Source organism: Planktothricoides raciborskii GIHE-MW2 (assembly GCF_040564635.1).
Classification (GTDB): Bacteria; Cyanobacteriota; Cyanobacteriia; order Cyanobacteriales; family Laspinemataceae; genus Planktothricoides; species Planktothricoides raciborskii.
Window position 1 is genome coordinate 953307 of the sequence record NZ_CP159837.1, and the last position, 13934, is coordinate 967240.

At 45.9% G+C, this 13934-nt stretch carries 12 protein-coding genes; 7 read left to right on the forward strand and 5 right to left on the reverse strand.

Annotated elements, in window-relative coordinates; all coding sequences use genetic code 11:
- Nucleotides 1–367 precede the first annotated feature (367 nt).
- The 3 genes from ABWT76_RS03910 to ABWT76_RS03920 all read right to left on the reverse strand — a co-directional run bounded on the left by ABWT76_RS03910 (nt 368) and on the right by ABWT76_RS03920 (nt 7141).
- The gene (locus ABWT76_RS03910; protein ID WP_197285363.1) at nt 368–1027 is read right to left on the reverse strand and encodes a ribonuclease HII; all 660 of its coding nucleotides are present in this window, start codon (nt 1025–1027) and stop codon (nt 368–370) included.
- Nucleotides 1028–1284: 257 nt separating this feature from the next.
- Nucleotides 1285–3486 carry an Rne/Rng family ribonuclease gene (locus ABWT76_RS03915; RefSeq protein ID WP_054469023.1) on the reverse strand — a complete coding sequence of 734 codons (2202 nt, stop codon included), beginning with the start codon at nt 3484–3486 and terminating at the stop codon, nt 1285–1287.
- A gap of 952 nt (nt 3487–4438) precedes the next feature.
- Nucleotides 4439–7141 carry a TIGR03960 family B12-binding radical SAM protein gene (locus tag ABWT76_RS03920; protein ID WP_190880427.1) on the reverse strand — a complete coding sequence of 901 codons (2703 nt, stop codon included), beginning with the start codon at nt 7139–7141 and terminating at the stop codon, nt 4439–4441.
- 206 nt (nt 7142–7347) lie between these two features.
- Here ABWT76_RS03920 and ABWT76_RS03925 point away from each other — a divergent pair, with 206 nt between their 5' ends.
- A complete protein-coding gene (locus ABWT76_RS03925; RefSeq protein WP_255353241.1) occupies nt 7348–7476 on the forward strand; it encodes a hypothetical protein in 129 nt (42 codons plus the stop codon).
- 205 nt (nt 7477–7681) lie between these two features.
- Here ABWT76_RS03925 and ABWT76_RS03930 read toward each other — a convergent pair whose 3' ends face one another.
- Nucleotides 7682–8023 carry an STAS domain-containing protein gene (locus ABWT76_RS03930; RefSeq protein WP_054469025.1) on the reverse strand — a complete coding sequence of 114 codons (342 nt, stop codon included), beginning with the start codon at nt 8021–8023 and terminating at the stop codon, nt 7682–7684.
- 656 nt (nt 8024–8679) lie between these two features.
- On the opposite strand from ABWT76_RS03930, the gene ABWT76_RS03935 reads away from it, so the two are divergent.
- Entirely contained in the window at nt 8680–8880 is a 201-nt protein-coding gene (locus ABWT76_RS03935) for a hypothetical protein (RefSeq protein ID WP_054469026.1), read from the forward strand.
- 483 nt (nt 8881–9363) lie between these two features.
- On the forward strand, nt 9364–10536 hold the full coding sequence (locus ABWT76_RS03940; RefSeq protein WP_054469027.1) for a pyridoxal phosphate-dependent aminotransferase: 1173 nt from the start codon (nt 9364–9366) through the stop codon (nt 10534–10536).
- A gap of 90 nt (nt 10537–10626) precedes the next feature.
- Here ABWT76_RS03940 and ABWT76_RS03945 read toward each other — a convergent pair whose 3' ends face one another.
- Nucleotides 10627–11004 (reverse strand): hypothetical protein, encoded by a 378-nt coding sequence (locus ABWT76_RS03945; protein ID WP_054469048.1) that lies wholly within the window; start codon nt 11002–11004, stop codon nt 10627–10629.
- A gap of 214 nt (nt 11005–11218) precedes the next feature.
- On the opposite strand from ABWT76_RS03945, the gene clpS reads away from it, so the two are divergent.
- The 4 genes from clpS (at nt 11219) to ABWT76_RS03965 (ending at nt 13902) form a co-directional block, all read left to right on the forward strand.
- Nucleotides 11219–11500, forward strand: coding sequence for an ATP-dependent Clp protease adapter ClpS (gene clpS / locus ABWT76_RS03950; RefSeq protein WP_054469028.1), 282 nt, complete (start codon nt 11219–11221; stop codon nt 11498–11500).
- 19 nt (nt 11501–11519) lie between these two features.
- Nucleotides 11520–12347 carry a CPBP family intramembrane glutamic endopeptidase gene (locus ABWT76_RS03955; RefSeq protein WP_054469029.1) on the forward strand — a complete coding sequence of 276 codons (828 nt, stop codon included), beginning with the start codon at nt 11520–11522 and terminating at the stop codon, nt 12345–12347.
- A gap of 443 nt (nt 12348–12790) precedes the next feature.
- A complete protein-coding gene (locus ABWT76_RS03960; protein ID WP_054469030.1) occupies nt 12791–13378 on the forward strand; it encodes a Uma2 family endonuclease in 588 nt (195 codons plus the stop codon).
- Nucleotides 13379–13491: 113 nt separating this feature from the next.
- Nucleotides 13492–13902, forward strand: coding sequence for an S-layer protein (locus ABWT76_RS03965; RefSeq protein ID WP_190880431.1), 411 nt, complete (start codon nt 13492–13494; stop codon nt 13900–13902).
- Nucleotides 13903–13934 lie beyond the last annotated feature (32 nt).

A 13934-nucleotide genomic window follows, 5' to 3' on the forward strand; every position in this document is an offset into this window, starting at 1 on the left:
GAAAGAGGTGAACCATGAAAATTCTCTCTTCTCTCTCCTCTCTCCTCTCTCCTCTCTCCTCTCTCCTCTCTCCTCTCTTCTCTCTCCCCCCTCCCCTTCAGCCCCCTGCCCCTCATCCCCCCTCTGCCGACGGGGGGTTCCCTAACGTGGCCTGTCACCAATACCTCGTAGGCCGACACGGACTCCGATTATATCTTGATAATATTATTTTGACATAGCTTGGTGAAATTGTCAAGATCAAAGCTGATTTTTTTCAGAATTAGTGATAGCAACTGGTCTTTAGGGTTTATTTGGTATTGGTGGTTGCCCCTGCTATGATAATCAGTAAATACGTGGATATTTTTCAAGGATAAAAAAGTAATACAAATTATCGTGTTATATCAAATAGTGAAAGCTGATTTGGGGCGGAAAGATTGGGCTGGCAAGGACTAAAAGAGAGTCGATGTTGAGGCGATGCACCATACAAAGCTAAGGCTTTTTTGTGGGCTTTTGTGCCATAACCTTTATTATTAATTAAGTCATATTCAGGATATCGATCTGCCAAGCGAATTATTAATTGATCGCGCCAAACTTTAGCCAGAATACTGGCGGCGGCGATCGGCAAACATTGACTATCTCCTTGAACAATGGTTTCTTGGGGTAGAGATAATCCCGGAATGCGCTGATTCCCATCCACTAAACAAAGTTCTGGCTGGGGATAAAGTTTCAGGAGAGATCGCCTCATGGCCAGCAGAGACGCTTGTAAAATATTTAATCGGTCAATTTCTGCCACCGAAGCGACACCAATCTTACAATCAATGGCCACTTTTATAATCAACTGAACCAAGGATTCTCGTTGATTTGCGGACAATTTCTTACTATCTGTAACCCCGGCATTTTGTAACATTTCCCAACCTGAGTCAGGCAAAATCACTGCCGCTGCGACCACCGGACCAAATAAACAACCCCGGCCTACTTCATCGACCCCAGCCACCGGGCGATCGAATGATAGCTTCTGTCTTTGTACCTGTTGAAGTACCTGTTGAATATTCACAATTGTGCTGCTACGTCATATCTGGTGGAATTAAAAGAATATAAGGTTAACAGTTAATCATTAACCGTTAACCTTATCGTCGGGAATTTGCCAGGAGTATAGCAATATTAATCGTTCAAACTAAATCCCTGAGAACTTACGCATCACCTTGAGATATAGTCAACCGTTGGTGTCCTAGGAGCGAACAACCAGGTGGCACTGATATTCTTTAAATCTGATAAATCTGAAAATTGGCGTAAGTTTTCTCACCATTACAAAGCCGAAGAGCGTCGGCGGCGGCGCCGACTCGTCGGTGCGCTAGTACCCAGGGTGAGATCGGACTTTTCAGACTGATCAACATCGTCGGACTGGTCGGACTGGTCGGACTGGTCGGACTCATCGATGTCATCAGAGAAATCCATCGCCTCAGACCGATCAAAATCATCGGACTCATCAAAATCATCAGACTCATCAGACTCATCAGACTCATCAGACTCATCGATGTCATCCATCTCGTCGATCTCATCCATCTCATCAAGTGCGATCGCCGGGTTATTCTGCACGACTTGCACAACTTCCAAGGGTTTAGATGCAGAACTGACCGAAGCGATCGGGATATTCGGTGTGGTTCCGGGTTCATAAACCGCAATCACTGCTGATTTAGGATTTTTCACCTCACCATCAAACAAAACCAGGGGTGAAATTCCCATCAAGGCATAAACATCTTGTTCATCTTCGGTCATTTGTACCGGAATAATTTCCGGGGGTTCTGCGGATGACTTGTTATAGTCACGCTTAGAGCGGCGATCGGTTTTTTCCAGACGTTCCTCTTTATGAATTGGTCCCGTAGGGGATAAAGATTCACTGGGTTCATCCCATTCCCCTTTACTTTCCCGCAAAGGGGAGAGAGTGGGAGCCGAAAGCCGTCCCCCCGATCGCAGACCCAAGTCCTCGGTGGCATCTTTTTCCCCAACTTCCAGGCGACGGCGGCGACGACGACGACTGGCAGCCCCACCAATTTCCTGATAGCTGGGATGATTCAACAAATCAAGCTCTTGTAAATCACTGGTCGATTCCAAATCCAGCAAATCACGGGCGGGGGACTCCAGGGGTGGAACTTCTCGACTGGGAAGTGAAACCGAACGTTCTCGTTCTTGGGCCAACTGAGCCAGGGACTCGCTGGGAACCACCGGGCGACTGATGGGGGGGAAGGGTTCAGGGGCGATCGGCTCCCCTTCACCGGGCAAATGAATCACATGGCCTAAACCGCCACAAGTTGGACAAACCCGACCAAACAACTCATAAATATTTTGGCCTTGGCGTTTCCGAGTCAGTTCAACTAAACCTAGTTCAGACAATTGGGCAATTTGGGGTCTAGCTTTATCCGCTCGTAGGCATTTAGTAAAATGCTCCAACACCTGCAACTGATCCCGCCGGGAGTCCATATCAATGAAGTCCACAATAATCACACCGGCAATATTGCGTAATCGCAATTGACGGGCAATTTCTGTAGCCGCCTCACAGTTAGTCCAGAGAACCGTTTCCCGCGCTGTAGACGAACGAGTAAAAGAACCAGAGTTCACGTCAATCACCGTCAGTGCTTCCGTGGGTTCAATGATAATGTAGCCCCCAGACGGTAAATCCACTCTGGGTTTCAGGGCTTCACGAATAGCCGCATTCACCCGGAAATATTCCAAAATCGGCAAGCGAGGATCTCGGTGTTCGTCAACCAAGACCCCTTGGGGTGACTTGCCACCACTCCAGTTAATTAACTGTTGCTTCACCCGACTGACGGCGATCGGCGAATCCACCACAATTCGATTCACATCAGTGCTGTACATTTCTCGCAGCACCCGTTGAATAAAATCATCATCCCGGTTTAGCAGGGCGGGAGGTCTAATGGACGCCGCTTCTACCTGAATTTCTTCCCATTCTTTTTGGAGAAATTCCAAATCTTCCATAATGGCTTCTTCGGCCATCCCTTCCGCTTCGGTACGGATCAACAAACCCATCCCCGAAGGCTTAATCAGAATTCCCAAAGCGCGTAAACGGCTGCGTTCCGCTTCCGAGCGAATTCGCCGCGAAAGATTCACCCCTCGACCGTAGGGCATTAAGACCAAATAGCGACCGGGTAGAGTGATATTACCCGTGAGTCTAGGACCTTTATTGCCCGTTGGCTCTTTCATCACCTGTACCAGCACTTTTTGCTGAGGTGCCAACAGTTCGGTAATGGCGCCCGCAGAACGTTTCAAGCGCAGGGGACCGAGGTCGCTGACGTGAATAAATCCATTGCGTTCGGCGTCGCCAATATTGACAAAGGCAGCATCAATTCCAGGAAGTACATTTTCCACAACGCCCAGATAAATATCACCAACCTGATGTTGTCCTGTGGCAACAACCAGTTCCTGGATTTGATCTTCAGAAAAAACGGCAGCAAGTCGATATTGCTCCGCGATAATAATTTGTTTCGGCATTCAATTTCCTCAAAACTTGGCTGAACAGTAATTCACTATCAGCTATTTGTTTTTTGTGGGCGGAGGCTGTCACCTTACATCAGCATTGATTTGATTACTGTGTGGTAAGAGCCTCCGGTTGTCCGTGGTCTAACCAGGGGAAACCATTTCTTTCTAATCAACACAGAATCTTGATGGTAAAAATCATTACCCAATCATCAATGGAGAATGTCAACAACCATGACCCAAAAACCGATCCATCGCGCCGGAAAAATTTCTTGTTAAAGAATTCAAGCTTAGGGACTTGATGGGGTACATTGGACTCCCTGATCGCGAACAAAGGAGCCGATGGTTGGATGGAACCAAAGGACTGTCCATGCTTTTGGAATCGATGTTCCCAATGGCCGGAAGGCTAATACTGGGATACAACCGTGATTTTCCCAATTTTACCAAGAATCGATCAAAAGCTTGAAATTCTTTATTAGTTGGAATTACGCCCAGTTTCTCTAACTGCGAAAGCTTGAGTGAGATCGGTTTAATTGGCTTCTCAAGCCACAACAACTTCTTTCTATTCGGAATTATACCCGATGCTAAGGCTGAAAAAAAATCACGCTCAAAAATTTCGGCATTGGGGAATTGAGTGGATTAGACTCAGGAAAAGGCTCTCTGCTTAGGATTCAAGCTTTTTGAGGGCTTAAACAAGATTCTGATTAACCTTGTCACCGATTAATCACTGTCAAGGAATTGGTGGATACCATCGGTTTACATGACGAATAAATCGATTGGCCATTTTCCGGGTTAATGTTCCGTCTCTAGTCTGAAGTTGAAGTGGCTAGATTGATTATAAATATTCACCCTCGTGGTGAAAACAAGGGTTTTAGCCAGATCCCTGGTTTTTTAGAGCGGACTGATCGGATCACCTTTCTCCCTAATAGGGGAAATCGATCAATTCCCCCTACGGAAACGGGTGAGATTACAAAAATTCTTTCAATCCCGATCCTAATATGAGTTGTTGCCGATGGATATTTAAAAGTTGAAATTGCTCCTGGGTGACTTGTTCCAATAAATAGATGATTTGATGGGGACGCAGGTTGGTGCCATCATTGCGGCAAATGCCACGATACCGGATCTGGCTGGTTTGAGCATCGGGATTGACTTCTAGCAATTCTAGTTCCAGGAGGCGATCGCGCAGATTTACCTGTTTCACCTTGCCTTTTTTCGTGGTCTGTTCCCAGAGAATTTCTGCGGTCCCTAAAATCTGGTCAAGCCACTGCTGCCACTGGGTTGTACTCAATTGCTCATCAACCGGATTTGGGGACTGGTCTGGGGACGGCACCCAAGCCACCGTCAATAAATACTCCGCTTGTTCTAACAACTGGGTGGCGGACGGCGACTTAACTTCCACTTCCTCTACCCGATAAATGGGAATTTCAGCGGGCAGTTGAGCCGCCAATTTAGTTTGAAAATCCCCCAGATCCATAGTCTGAGTCAGTTCAAAATCGACAATTTCGCCGCTAGAGGTCGCACCTAAACTCAGGGCATTCGCGGGAGAGATTCTTGGGCTGGGGTGATAGCCCCCAGAGTAAGAAATGGGTAATCCGGCTCGTCGGACTGCCCGGTCAAAGAGACGCATTAAATCTAAATGGCTGAGAAATTTCATCTCGCCGAGTTTGCCTAACCAGACGCGCAGCCGTTGGGTGCGGTCTTGTAGGGGTTGAACTTGACCGATAAATGGGGGAATTGGTGGGGCTTCAAAGACAATATTATGGCCAAAATCTGTGCCACAAACCCCACAGTGAGAACAGCCATCAAAAGAACAATCGGGGACGGTGGTCGCCGCGATCGCTCGTTTCAGGTCTTCTCTGAGCCAATTTTTATCAATGCCCGTATTAATATGATCCCAAGGTAGTGGGGCATCTAACTGGGCATCGAGGATTTCTGGAGTCTGAGTAGATTCTGGATGACTGGATCCGGGAATTAAATTCCATTCCCCATTTTCAATTTGCCGGTATTTCCAGGTTAGGCCCGATTGGGCGATCGCCTCAGTCCAGGCTTTAAAAGCATTATCCAAACTTTCCCACCAGGAATCCATCCCGGCGCCCAACTCCCAAGCCCGACGCACCACGGGGGCGAGACGGCGATCGCCTCGACCAATAAAATCTTCCATCGCCGAAATCCGCACATCCGTAAAATTGGCCTTAACTCCTCTCATACTGCGAAAATAGGAGCGCAACATTTCTTGTTTGCGCTGAAACTCTGCGGTAGAGACAGAATGCCACTGAAACGGCGTATGGGGTTTCGGCGTAAAGTTAGAAATGGTCAAATTAACACTCAGTGGGCGGCGTTTGGGGGCGCGGCATTCCTGCTGTAACCAGCGCACCGTTTCGGCAATGCCCAGAACATCCGCATCGGTTTCTCCCGGTAAGCCAATCATAAAATAGAGCTTGACTTTATCCCACCCTTGCTCAAAAGCGGTTTTCACCCCGCGCAAGAGTTCTTCATTGGTCAGCCCTTTATTAATAATGTCCCGCATTCGCTGAGTTCCGGCTTCCGGGGCAAAGGTCAGACCGCTTTTGCGGGTGCCGCCAATAATATTAGCGATATTCTCATCAAAGCGATCGACCCGTTGGGACGGCAAAGAAAGGGAAATATTTTGGTCTTTCAGGCGATTCTTGATTTCCATCCCCACTGCGGGCAGGGACAGATAATCAGAACAACTCAAGGAAAGTAAGGAAAACTCATTATAGCCCGTGGCTCGCATTCCTTGCTCGATCGCCTCCACCACCACCGTTGGTTCTACATCATGGGCTGGTCGGGTCAGCATTCCGGGCTGGCAAAAACGACAGCCTCTGGTACAACCGCGCCGAATTTCCATCGTCAGCCGGTCATGGACGGTTTCCGTATAAGGCACCAAACCAATGGAATAAGCGGGAATGGGAGTAGCCACGCGCCGCAACACCCGCGCAGGCACCCCAGGGCGGTTGGGGTAAACGGCGCCATCGGCAGCTAAATCATAGAACTGAGGCACATAGACCCCAGGGACTTGGGCTAAATCTAGCAGCAGTTCTTCCCGACTGAGGCCAGCATTTTTGCCTTCTTCCAGGACTAAGCCGATTTCTGGCAGGAGTTCTTCCCCGTCTCCCAGGGCAATAAAGTCAAAAAAGTCGGAGAAAGGTTCTGGGTTGCCGGTGGCAGTTTGACCCCCGGCAAAAATCAGCGGCCATTGTGGTTGCCCTGCCCCTGACTCCCCGGTGGCTGGGGGGTTTTCCGCTCGTTCTTTCCAGGTGAGGGGGATGCCTGCCAAGTCCAACATTTCTAGAATATTGGTGGCGCCCAGTTCATAGCTTAAGCTAAAGCCGAGAATATCGAAATCCGTTAAATAACGGCGAGATTCCACGGCAAATAAGGGGGTTTGGCTGTCTCGGAGTTTTTGGGCTAGGTCGCGGGCTGGGAGGTAGGAGCGATCGCACAGTTGCCTCGGTTGTGCATTTAAGATGTTATACAAAATGATATGACCGAGATTAGATGCCCCAACTTCATACACTTCTGGGTAGGTCAAAACCCAGCGCACCGTTGCGGATTCCCAGGGCTTGTGAACTGTCCCTAGTTCTTTGCCCAGATAACGAGCCGGTTGTAGGATTTCAGTGGAAATAAGTTTTTCGATTGCGATCGCCACGATATTACTCTACCTTCTCTATGCTGCTAAATCTCAAGTTACTACCGAGTCTATGGCCGATTTAATTGCACATTTAATTTATATAATCTATCTTTTATATATTTTTTGTCCAGTTCAATGAGAGCGCGACATCAAAAATCGTTCCAGACAAAGAAGACTCGGTGGCGTGATGAGTATTATATCGTGAACTTCAAATTTATCCTACGGTGGATGAGGAGATCGCGATCGGGGCGATCGGGGCGATCGAGGCGATCGATCTATTAACAGATTCAGGCGTCCAGGCCAAAATTGACGGCAAAACTAAACGGCAGCCCCAAATATGCCAACTTTCCTGATGGGACTGCCCGGTGTTTTTTTATTCACTTGAAGCGTTAAGCACTTTCATTGCCGTTTTTGATTTGCCAAACAAATGATTTAAAAATGACCCATCAAAAAAAATAATGATTTTACCAGGTGTCACCTCCAGCCGAACACCACCATCATCATTCGGTGGTGTCTTCAGCTTTGGTTAGAAGTCATGGATTTGAACCTTAGCCAAATTTAATCAATTGCAGCTTCAAAAGCGGCACGGCTTTCATACAGTTCAAAGACTCTCTCCAACTGGGTCAACTCAAAAATCATCTTGATTGCTGGATCAACGGAACAAAGACCAAATTTCCGCTGCACTTTTTGAGCGCGACTCAGGGCACTAACTAAAACCATCAGTCCGGCACTGTCGAGAAATTCTACCTTTTGCATATCGACCAGCAATGGAGAATCGACGGCTGATTCTACTGCCCAATGCAACTCAGACCTAAATGCAGCAGCATTGGCGGCATTAATTGGCCCAGAAGGCTGAACCACCGTAATTTCTTTGGCTGAAACACAAGCCGTTCCGTACATAATGAAACTCCCAAGAGAAAGCTAAACCACAGATCAACTTAAATACAGCAAGCCTGTGCCGATCAAACAATATTTTTTAATAACTGTGTTGCCATATTGGCAATACGTTACAAAAGTTTATCGGCTTAAGGCTTATAAGCGATCGACACCGACTAATCATCGCCACTACCTCTGAGCATAATCGCTTTTTGCCTAGTTTGGCTACAAAATAGAGTATATTTTGCCAAATCTTTAAAAAAAAGGGAGCTTTTATATCAAAATCTTATAGTTTATAAAGATTTGGCTAAAAAAAATAATTTGTATTCTACTTGACAAACAGAACTATAAACCCTTGCTGGCCATTAACATCCCCGCAGAATCGCCAACACTTTCGGCTGAAGCCACTCCGATAATTTTAAATAATTTTGTATAATTTTGCATAATTTTGGAGATTGTGCAAAATTATCCGTGAATTTACGGAAGTGATTTAGATCACTGATCTAATACCGATAATTGTCTAAAATTCAGACATAGATTATAAATTGGCAAAAAACAGTTTTAATAAACCTTAAGCATTCAGTTATTAGCTATCAGCCTTCAGCTATTAGCTTTTTAATTGTTGACTGATAGCTTAATGCTGATAGCTTACATTCATTGATTTCAACACGGTAAAAAAAATGATTCGTCATTTAGTCGAAAAAGCTCTTTACATTAAACGATTAACCCCTGAGATTGAGAACGCAATTAATGTAGAGCTTACCAGGCTTGGTTATATTGATGATGCTGATTATGAAGCCCTCGAATTATTGATGAGTGAAATGGATGCTGGGCAGATTGAGTTGGTGGCTAATTTTTCATCACTCAAATCACTCAGCTAATTTGTCAAACTTATCCCATATGCTCTGCAAATATCAAGACCAAGCCTGGGACGAAATTCCATCGAAAAAGTTTCGCCATCACCGCTGTTTTAGTAAAATAGTCCTCTCGTGGGTGACGATTTGACACATTACAGGTTGTAAATGACAAAATTAACCCATAAAACGAGAAAAATTCCGGCCATACTATTTATCCATCAGCTTACCCATCAGCTTGAGATGCGGGATTGGCGAATCTGCTAGGGATGGCAGTCCCGATTCTCTGATAGACACCTTGGATCCTAAACTTGGCATTTTGAGGATTTACGCAACATTTATATATTTAGCGCAATATTGGGCAAAAACGGGGATATTGCCCATACATATAGTTTCTGTGGGTAACTCCTGATTTTATCTTGGCCGTTTGACGATCCAGGAGACCACTTGGCGGTAAACTTTGCAAAGGCTTGATTCTCGTTACCATCTGGAGTGGGTTGTCACATTGTCATGCAGTTTGCCAAACGTTTAGAAAAAATTCCCCCTTATCTCTTTGCGGAAATGGACCGCAAACGCCAGGAGCTAATCGCTCAAGGGGTTGATATTATCAATATGGGAGCCGGAGATCCAGATAAACCCACTCCGGAACGGATCCTCAAAGCGATGCACGCAGCCCTGGATGATCCGTCTAATCATAGTTATCCGCCTTATCAGGGCATCCTTGAGTTTAGAAAAGCGGCTGGTCAGTGGATGGAACGGCGGTTTGGGGTTTCTGGATTAAACCCAGATACGGAAATTATTTCTTCTATTGGGGCGAAAGAAGCGATTCATAATACTTTTCTGGCATTTGTGGAATCCGGTGACTATACCCTGATTCCCGATCCTGGGTATCCGGTATATCGGAGTGCGACGATTTTTGCCGGTGGGGAGCCTTTTGTGATGCCCTTGACGCCAGAAAATCATTTTTTGCCGGATTTGAAAGCTATTCCTGAGTCGGTGGCGCAACAGGCGAAATTGCTGTGGGTGAATTATCCCAATAATCCCACGGGGGCTTTGGCAAGTTTGGCTTATTTTGAGGAATTGGTGGCATTTTGCCGTCATTACGATATTTTGCTGTGCCATGACCATGCTTATTCTGAGATCGCTTATGACGGGTATCAGCCTCCTTCGGTGTTGCAAGTTCCGGGGGCTAAGGATGTGGCGATCGAGTTTCATAGTTTGTCGAAATCCTATAATATGACCGGCTGGCGGATTGGCTTTGTGGTGGGTAATGCCGTGGGGATTCAGGGTTTGCGACAGGTGAAGTCGAATGTGGACTCTGGGGTGTTTAAGGCAATTCAAAAAACCGCGATCGCCGCTTTTGATTCTACCGAGGCAGAAATCCAACCGATGATTTCTCTGTATCAAAAACGCCGGGATTTGGTGGTGGCAGGATTAAAATCTCTGGGTTGGCCGATTTCACCCCCTGGGGCGACTCTTTATATCTGGGTGCCGGTTCCCCCAGGTTATACTTCCCAGGAGTTTGTCTCGTTACTGTTGGACAAATGTGGGATTATTGTGCCTTCGGGTAATGCTTATGGCAAAAATGGTGAGGGTTTTTTCCGTATTGCCATTACCCTGGGAGAAGAACGGATCCAAGAGGCGATCGCTCGCATGAAAGCGGCAGGAATTCGCTACCAATAGATTACAGATAAATTACAGATATCTGGAAAACCAATCACTTTATTCACTTTATGGCGATCGCTCCCATGTCCTTTTTGGTATTGGTAGATATTAGACGGGTTCAGAGGAGGCTTGCCAAACTCGATCCACAAAATCTCTCAGTTGACGATGGGCCAAAATCGGATGATCTGGGGATTTTTCCAAAGTTTCCAACTGCATCAACAGAGGAATCACCTCCGTGTCCCAGGCTAACCGAAATCCGGTAGTAGGCCAAACCAGATCGGCCCCTTGACGCAGATCGTAGAGTTCTTGAGGAGGTTCGGTAAAACGGAGATCATCCTTAATTGGCCAAATGCCCAGCATCAAGGGTCGCAGCCAAAAGCGACCCCGTGATGGCAAAACTTGAATAATTTCGGCGTATAAACAGCGATTTTGATGTTCTAGGCAAACAATCTGACAAGGTTGAAAAGCTTCGGTGTCAGAGTCCATCGTTCCTAAGTTGGCGATCGCACACATCTTTGCTTGATTTCTTTAAATCTGATCTAAACTTATCTAAAATTTTTACAGAACCCGAACCGACCAACGGCTAATATCTGAGGCACTAGCCAGGGGCGGCTGAATATTGGTCAAGTAGAATCCCACACACTATATATACTAGGATAAATCACATCAACGTCCATTTTTGCCAAAGAGGTTATCAGCCGTGTCAGTTGAAACCATTGAAAAACGTTCAACAGTCAGGAAGTTAGCACCGCGTTATCGGGTGTTGCTCCATAACGATGATTTCAACTCAATGGAGCATGTCGTACAAACCTTGTTGACCACAGTGCCGAGTCTGACTCAGCCCCAAGCGGTCAGCATTATGATGGAAGCCCACACCAATGGCCTTGCCTTGGTAATTACTTGTGCCTTAGAACCGGCAGAGTTCTACTGTGAAACCTTGAAAAACCACGGGCTAACTAGCACAATCGAACCGGACGAGTAACCATTTAAGCATTAATCCTGTGAAACTTATTTCCACCAGTCTCAGTGAATATTCAGCACCGCTGAGGCTGGCAATTTTTGTGCTGACTCTGCTGTGCCTCTGGGCACCCTTAGCTATCCCCATTTATTGGCTTGTCAGTGACCCGAATTGGCAAAGCATCCTGACAATGGCTATTTTATATGGTGAATTTATTTTTCTAGTCAAATATTGGGGCAAGCACGTTTACCAAGAACCCAAACTTCTCCACTCATTAGGGCTGGAATTTACCAAACGCAATGGCCAAGAATTAATCAGAGGCTTGGCTTTTGGTTTGGTGGTTGTGATGAGTTTGTTACTTTTAGAATCCGGGTTAGGTTGGTTAACCTGGCAGTTGCCAGAACCAAGCAATTTACCCAAGGTAATTTTAGAAGGCTTTTTAGTGTCTCTGGGGGTGGGATTTGCCGAGGAACTGTTATTTCGGGGTTGGCTGTTGACTGAGTTGCAGCGGGACTATAGTTTGACCGCATCCCTGTGGGCTTCGGCAACAATTTTTGCCTGTTTGCACTATATCAAACCTGTTGAAGAAATGGTGCGAAATTTACCGGCTTTTCCGGGTTTATTGTTGTTGGGTTTGACCTTAGTCTGGGCAAAGAGAAGTAGTCAAGGTCGGTTGGGTTTGCCGATGGGTTTTCATGGCGGTTTAGTCTGGGGTTATTATATTATTAATACGGGTCAGTTAGTGGTTTATTCTGACCAGGTTTCTGAATGGCTGACGGGAATTGGCAAAAATCCGATCGCCGGATTAATGGGTATTTTATTTTTGGGTATAATTGCGGTGTTTATGCGGCGTGGGGCGACGCGAGGGTAATTTGGCAAAATTACCAAAGGAATAGGCAACAGGGTGTAGGGTGTAGGGTGTAGGGTGTAGGGTGTAGGGTGTAGGGTGTAGGGTGTAGGGTGTAGGGTGTAGGGTGTAGGGTGTAGGGTGTAGGGAAGAGGGAAGAGGGAAGAGGGAAGAGGAATAAGGTTAAAGGCAAAGTCTATTTACAAATATGTCTGTATTATTTTGAACTAAAATATTGATCTAAAATAGATAATACCATTTACAAAAATTCATCCAACAGCCCCTAACATTCTTCGGGTGGGCAAAAAATGCCTAGAATAGAGAAGAGAGAAGAGAGAAAAAAGAATTTTCCTCTTTCCTATTTCCTCTTTTCTCTTTCCTCAGTGTGGATTTTTGCCCACCCTAAAATATAAATACTAAAATATTGAGCTAAAATAGATAATATCGGGTTTTAGGAGAAAAACATCATGGAAACCGCAGGCATTTGTTTACCCCCAAGATTAGAGCTAAAACTCAACCTGACTGACGAACAGTTTTGGCAACTCTGCCAGGAAAACGACGATTTAAGATTTGAAGCTACCGCGACCGGAGAATTAATTATCATGCCACCGACTGGAGGAACCACTAGCGATCGCAATGCCGATCTAACTTATCAATTAAGAGCTTGGAGTCGCCAGAATAATCTTGGTAAAGTCTTTGATTCTAATGGCGGATTTCAACTTCCCAATGGAGCAAAACGTGCCCCGGACTCGTCTTGGTTAAAGATGGAGCGTTGGAATGCTTTAACTCCCGAAGAACAAGATAAATTTCTCCCTTTATGTCCTGATTTTGTGGTGGAACTGATGTCGCCAAACGATACTTTAGCAGAAACCCGCGAAAAGATGGCAGAATATATGGCCAATGGCGCCCAGTTAGGTTGGTTAATTAACCGAAAACAGCGACAGGTAGAAGTTTATCACCCGGATAAAGAGGTAGAAATTTTGGATAATCCCGATACGGTATCGGGCGAGAATATTTTACCCGGTTTTGTCTTAGACTTATCGACAATTTGGTAATAGTTCGATCGCTCCTTGTGTTCTATCCAGCCCTAGTCCATATTTCACTGATTAATAATTATTAATCAGGATTTTTTTCTGATTATTAAAATAGGCAATCAAGAGGCAAAAAAATGAAATATAGTATTATTCCTTTAATCAGTTTGATGCTTTGGGTGGGGAGTAGTTTGCCGGGGCGATCGCGCATCCTCGCCGCTGCGCGATCGGAGCAAATTTCCCCAGAAAACCCTGAAACAGTGGCACAAAATAACCCGCAGCAAGGAGAACTTACCAAAGCAGAAATTCTCAACGCTTGTATTCAAGAAAGAGCGGAAACTTTGCCCCAACTATACAGCGATGTCCCGGCGAATCATTGGGCATTTAAAGCCGTGCAAACAATGGCTTATTGTGGGGCGTATCGTTCCGCCACACCCCCCGCTTTAATTGAGGAACTACTCAACAGCGAACCGAACGAACCGCTTAATTTTGGTGACAATTTTGGTGACAAGTTTGGGGATAGAATCTTTCCCGGTTCACCGGAATAATCTTGGGAGGTGAAAACCATAATTTTGATGGC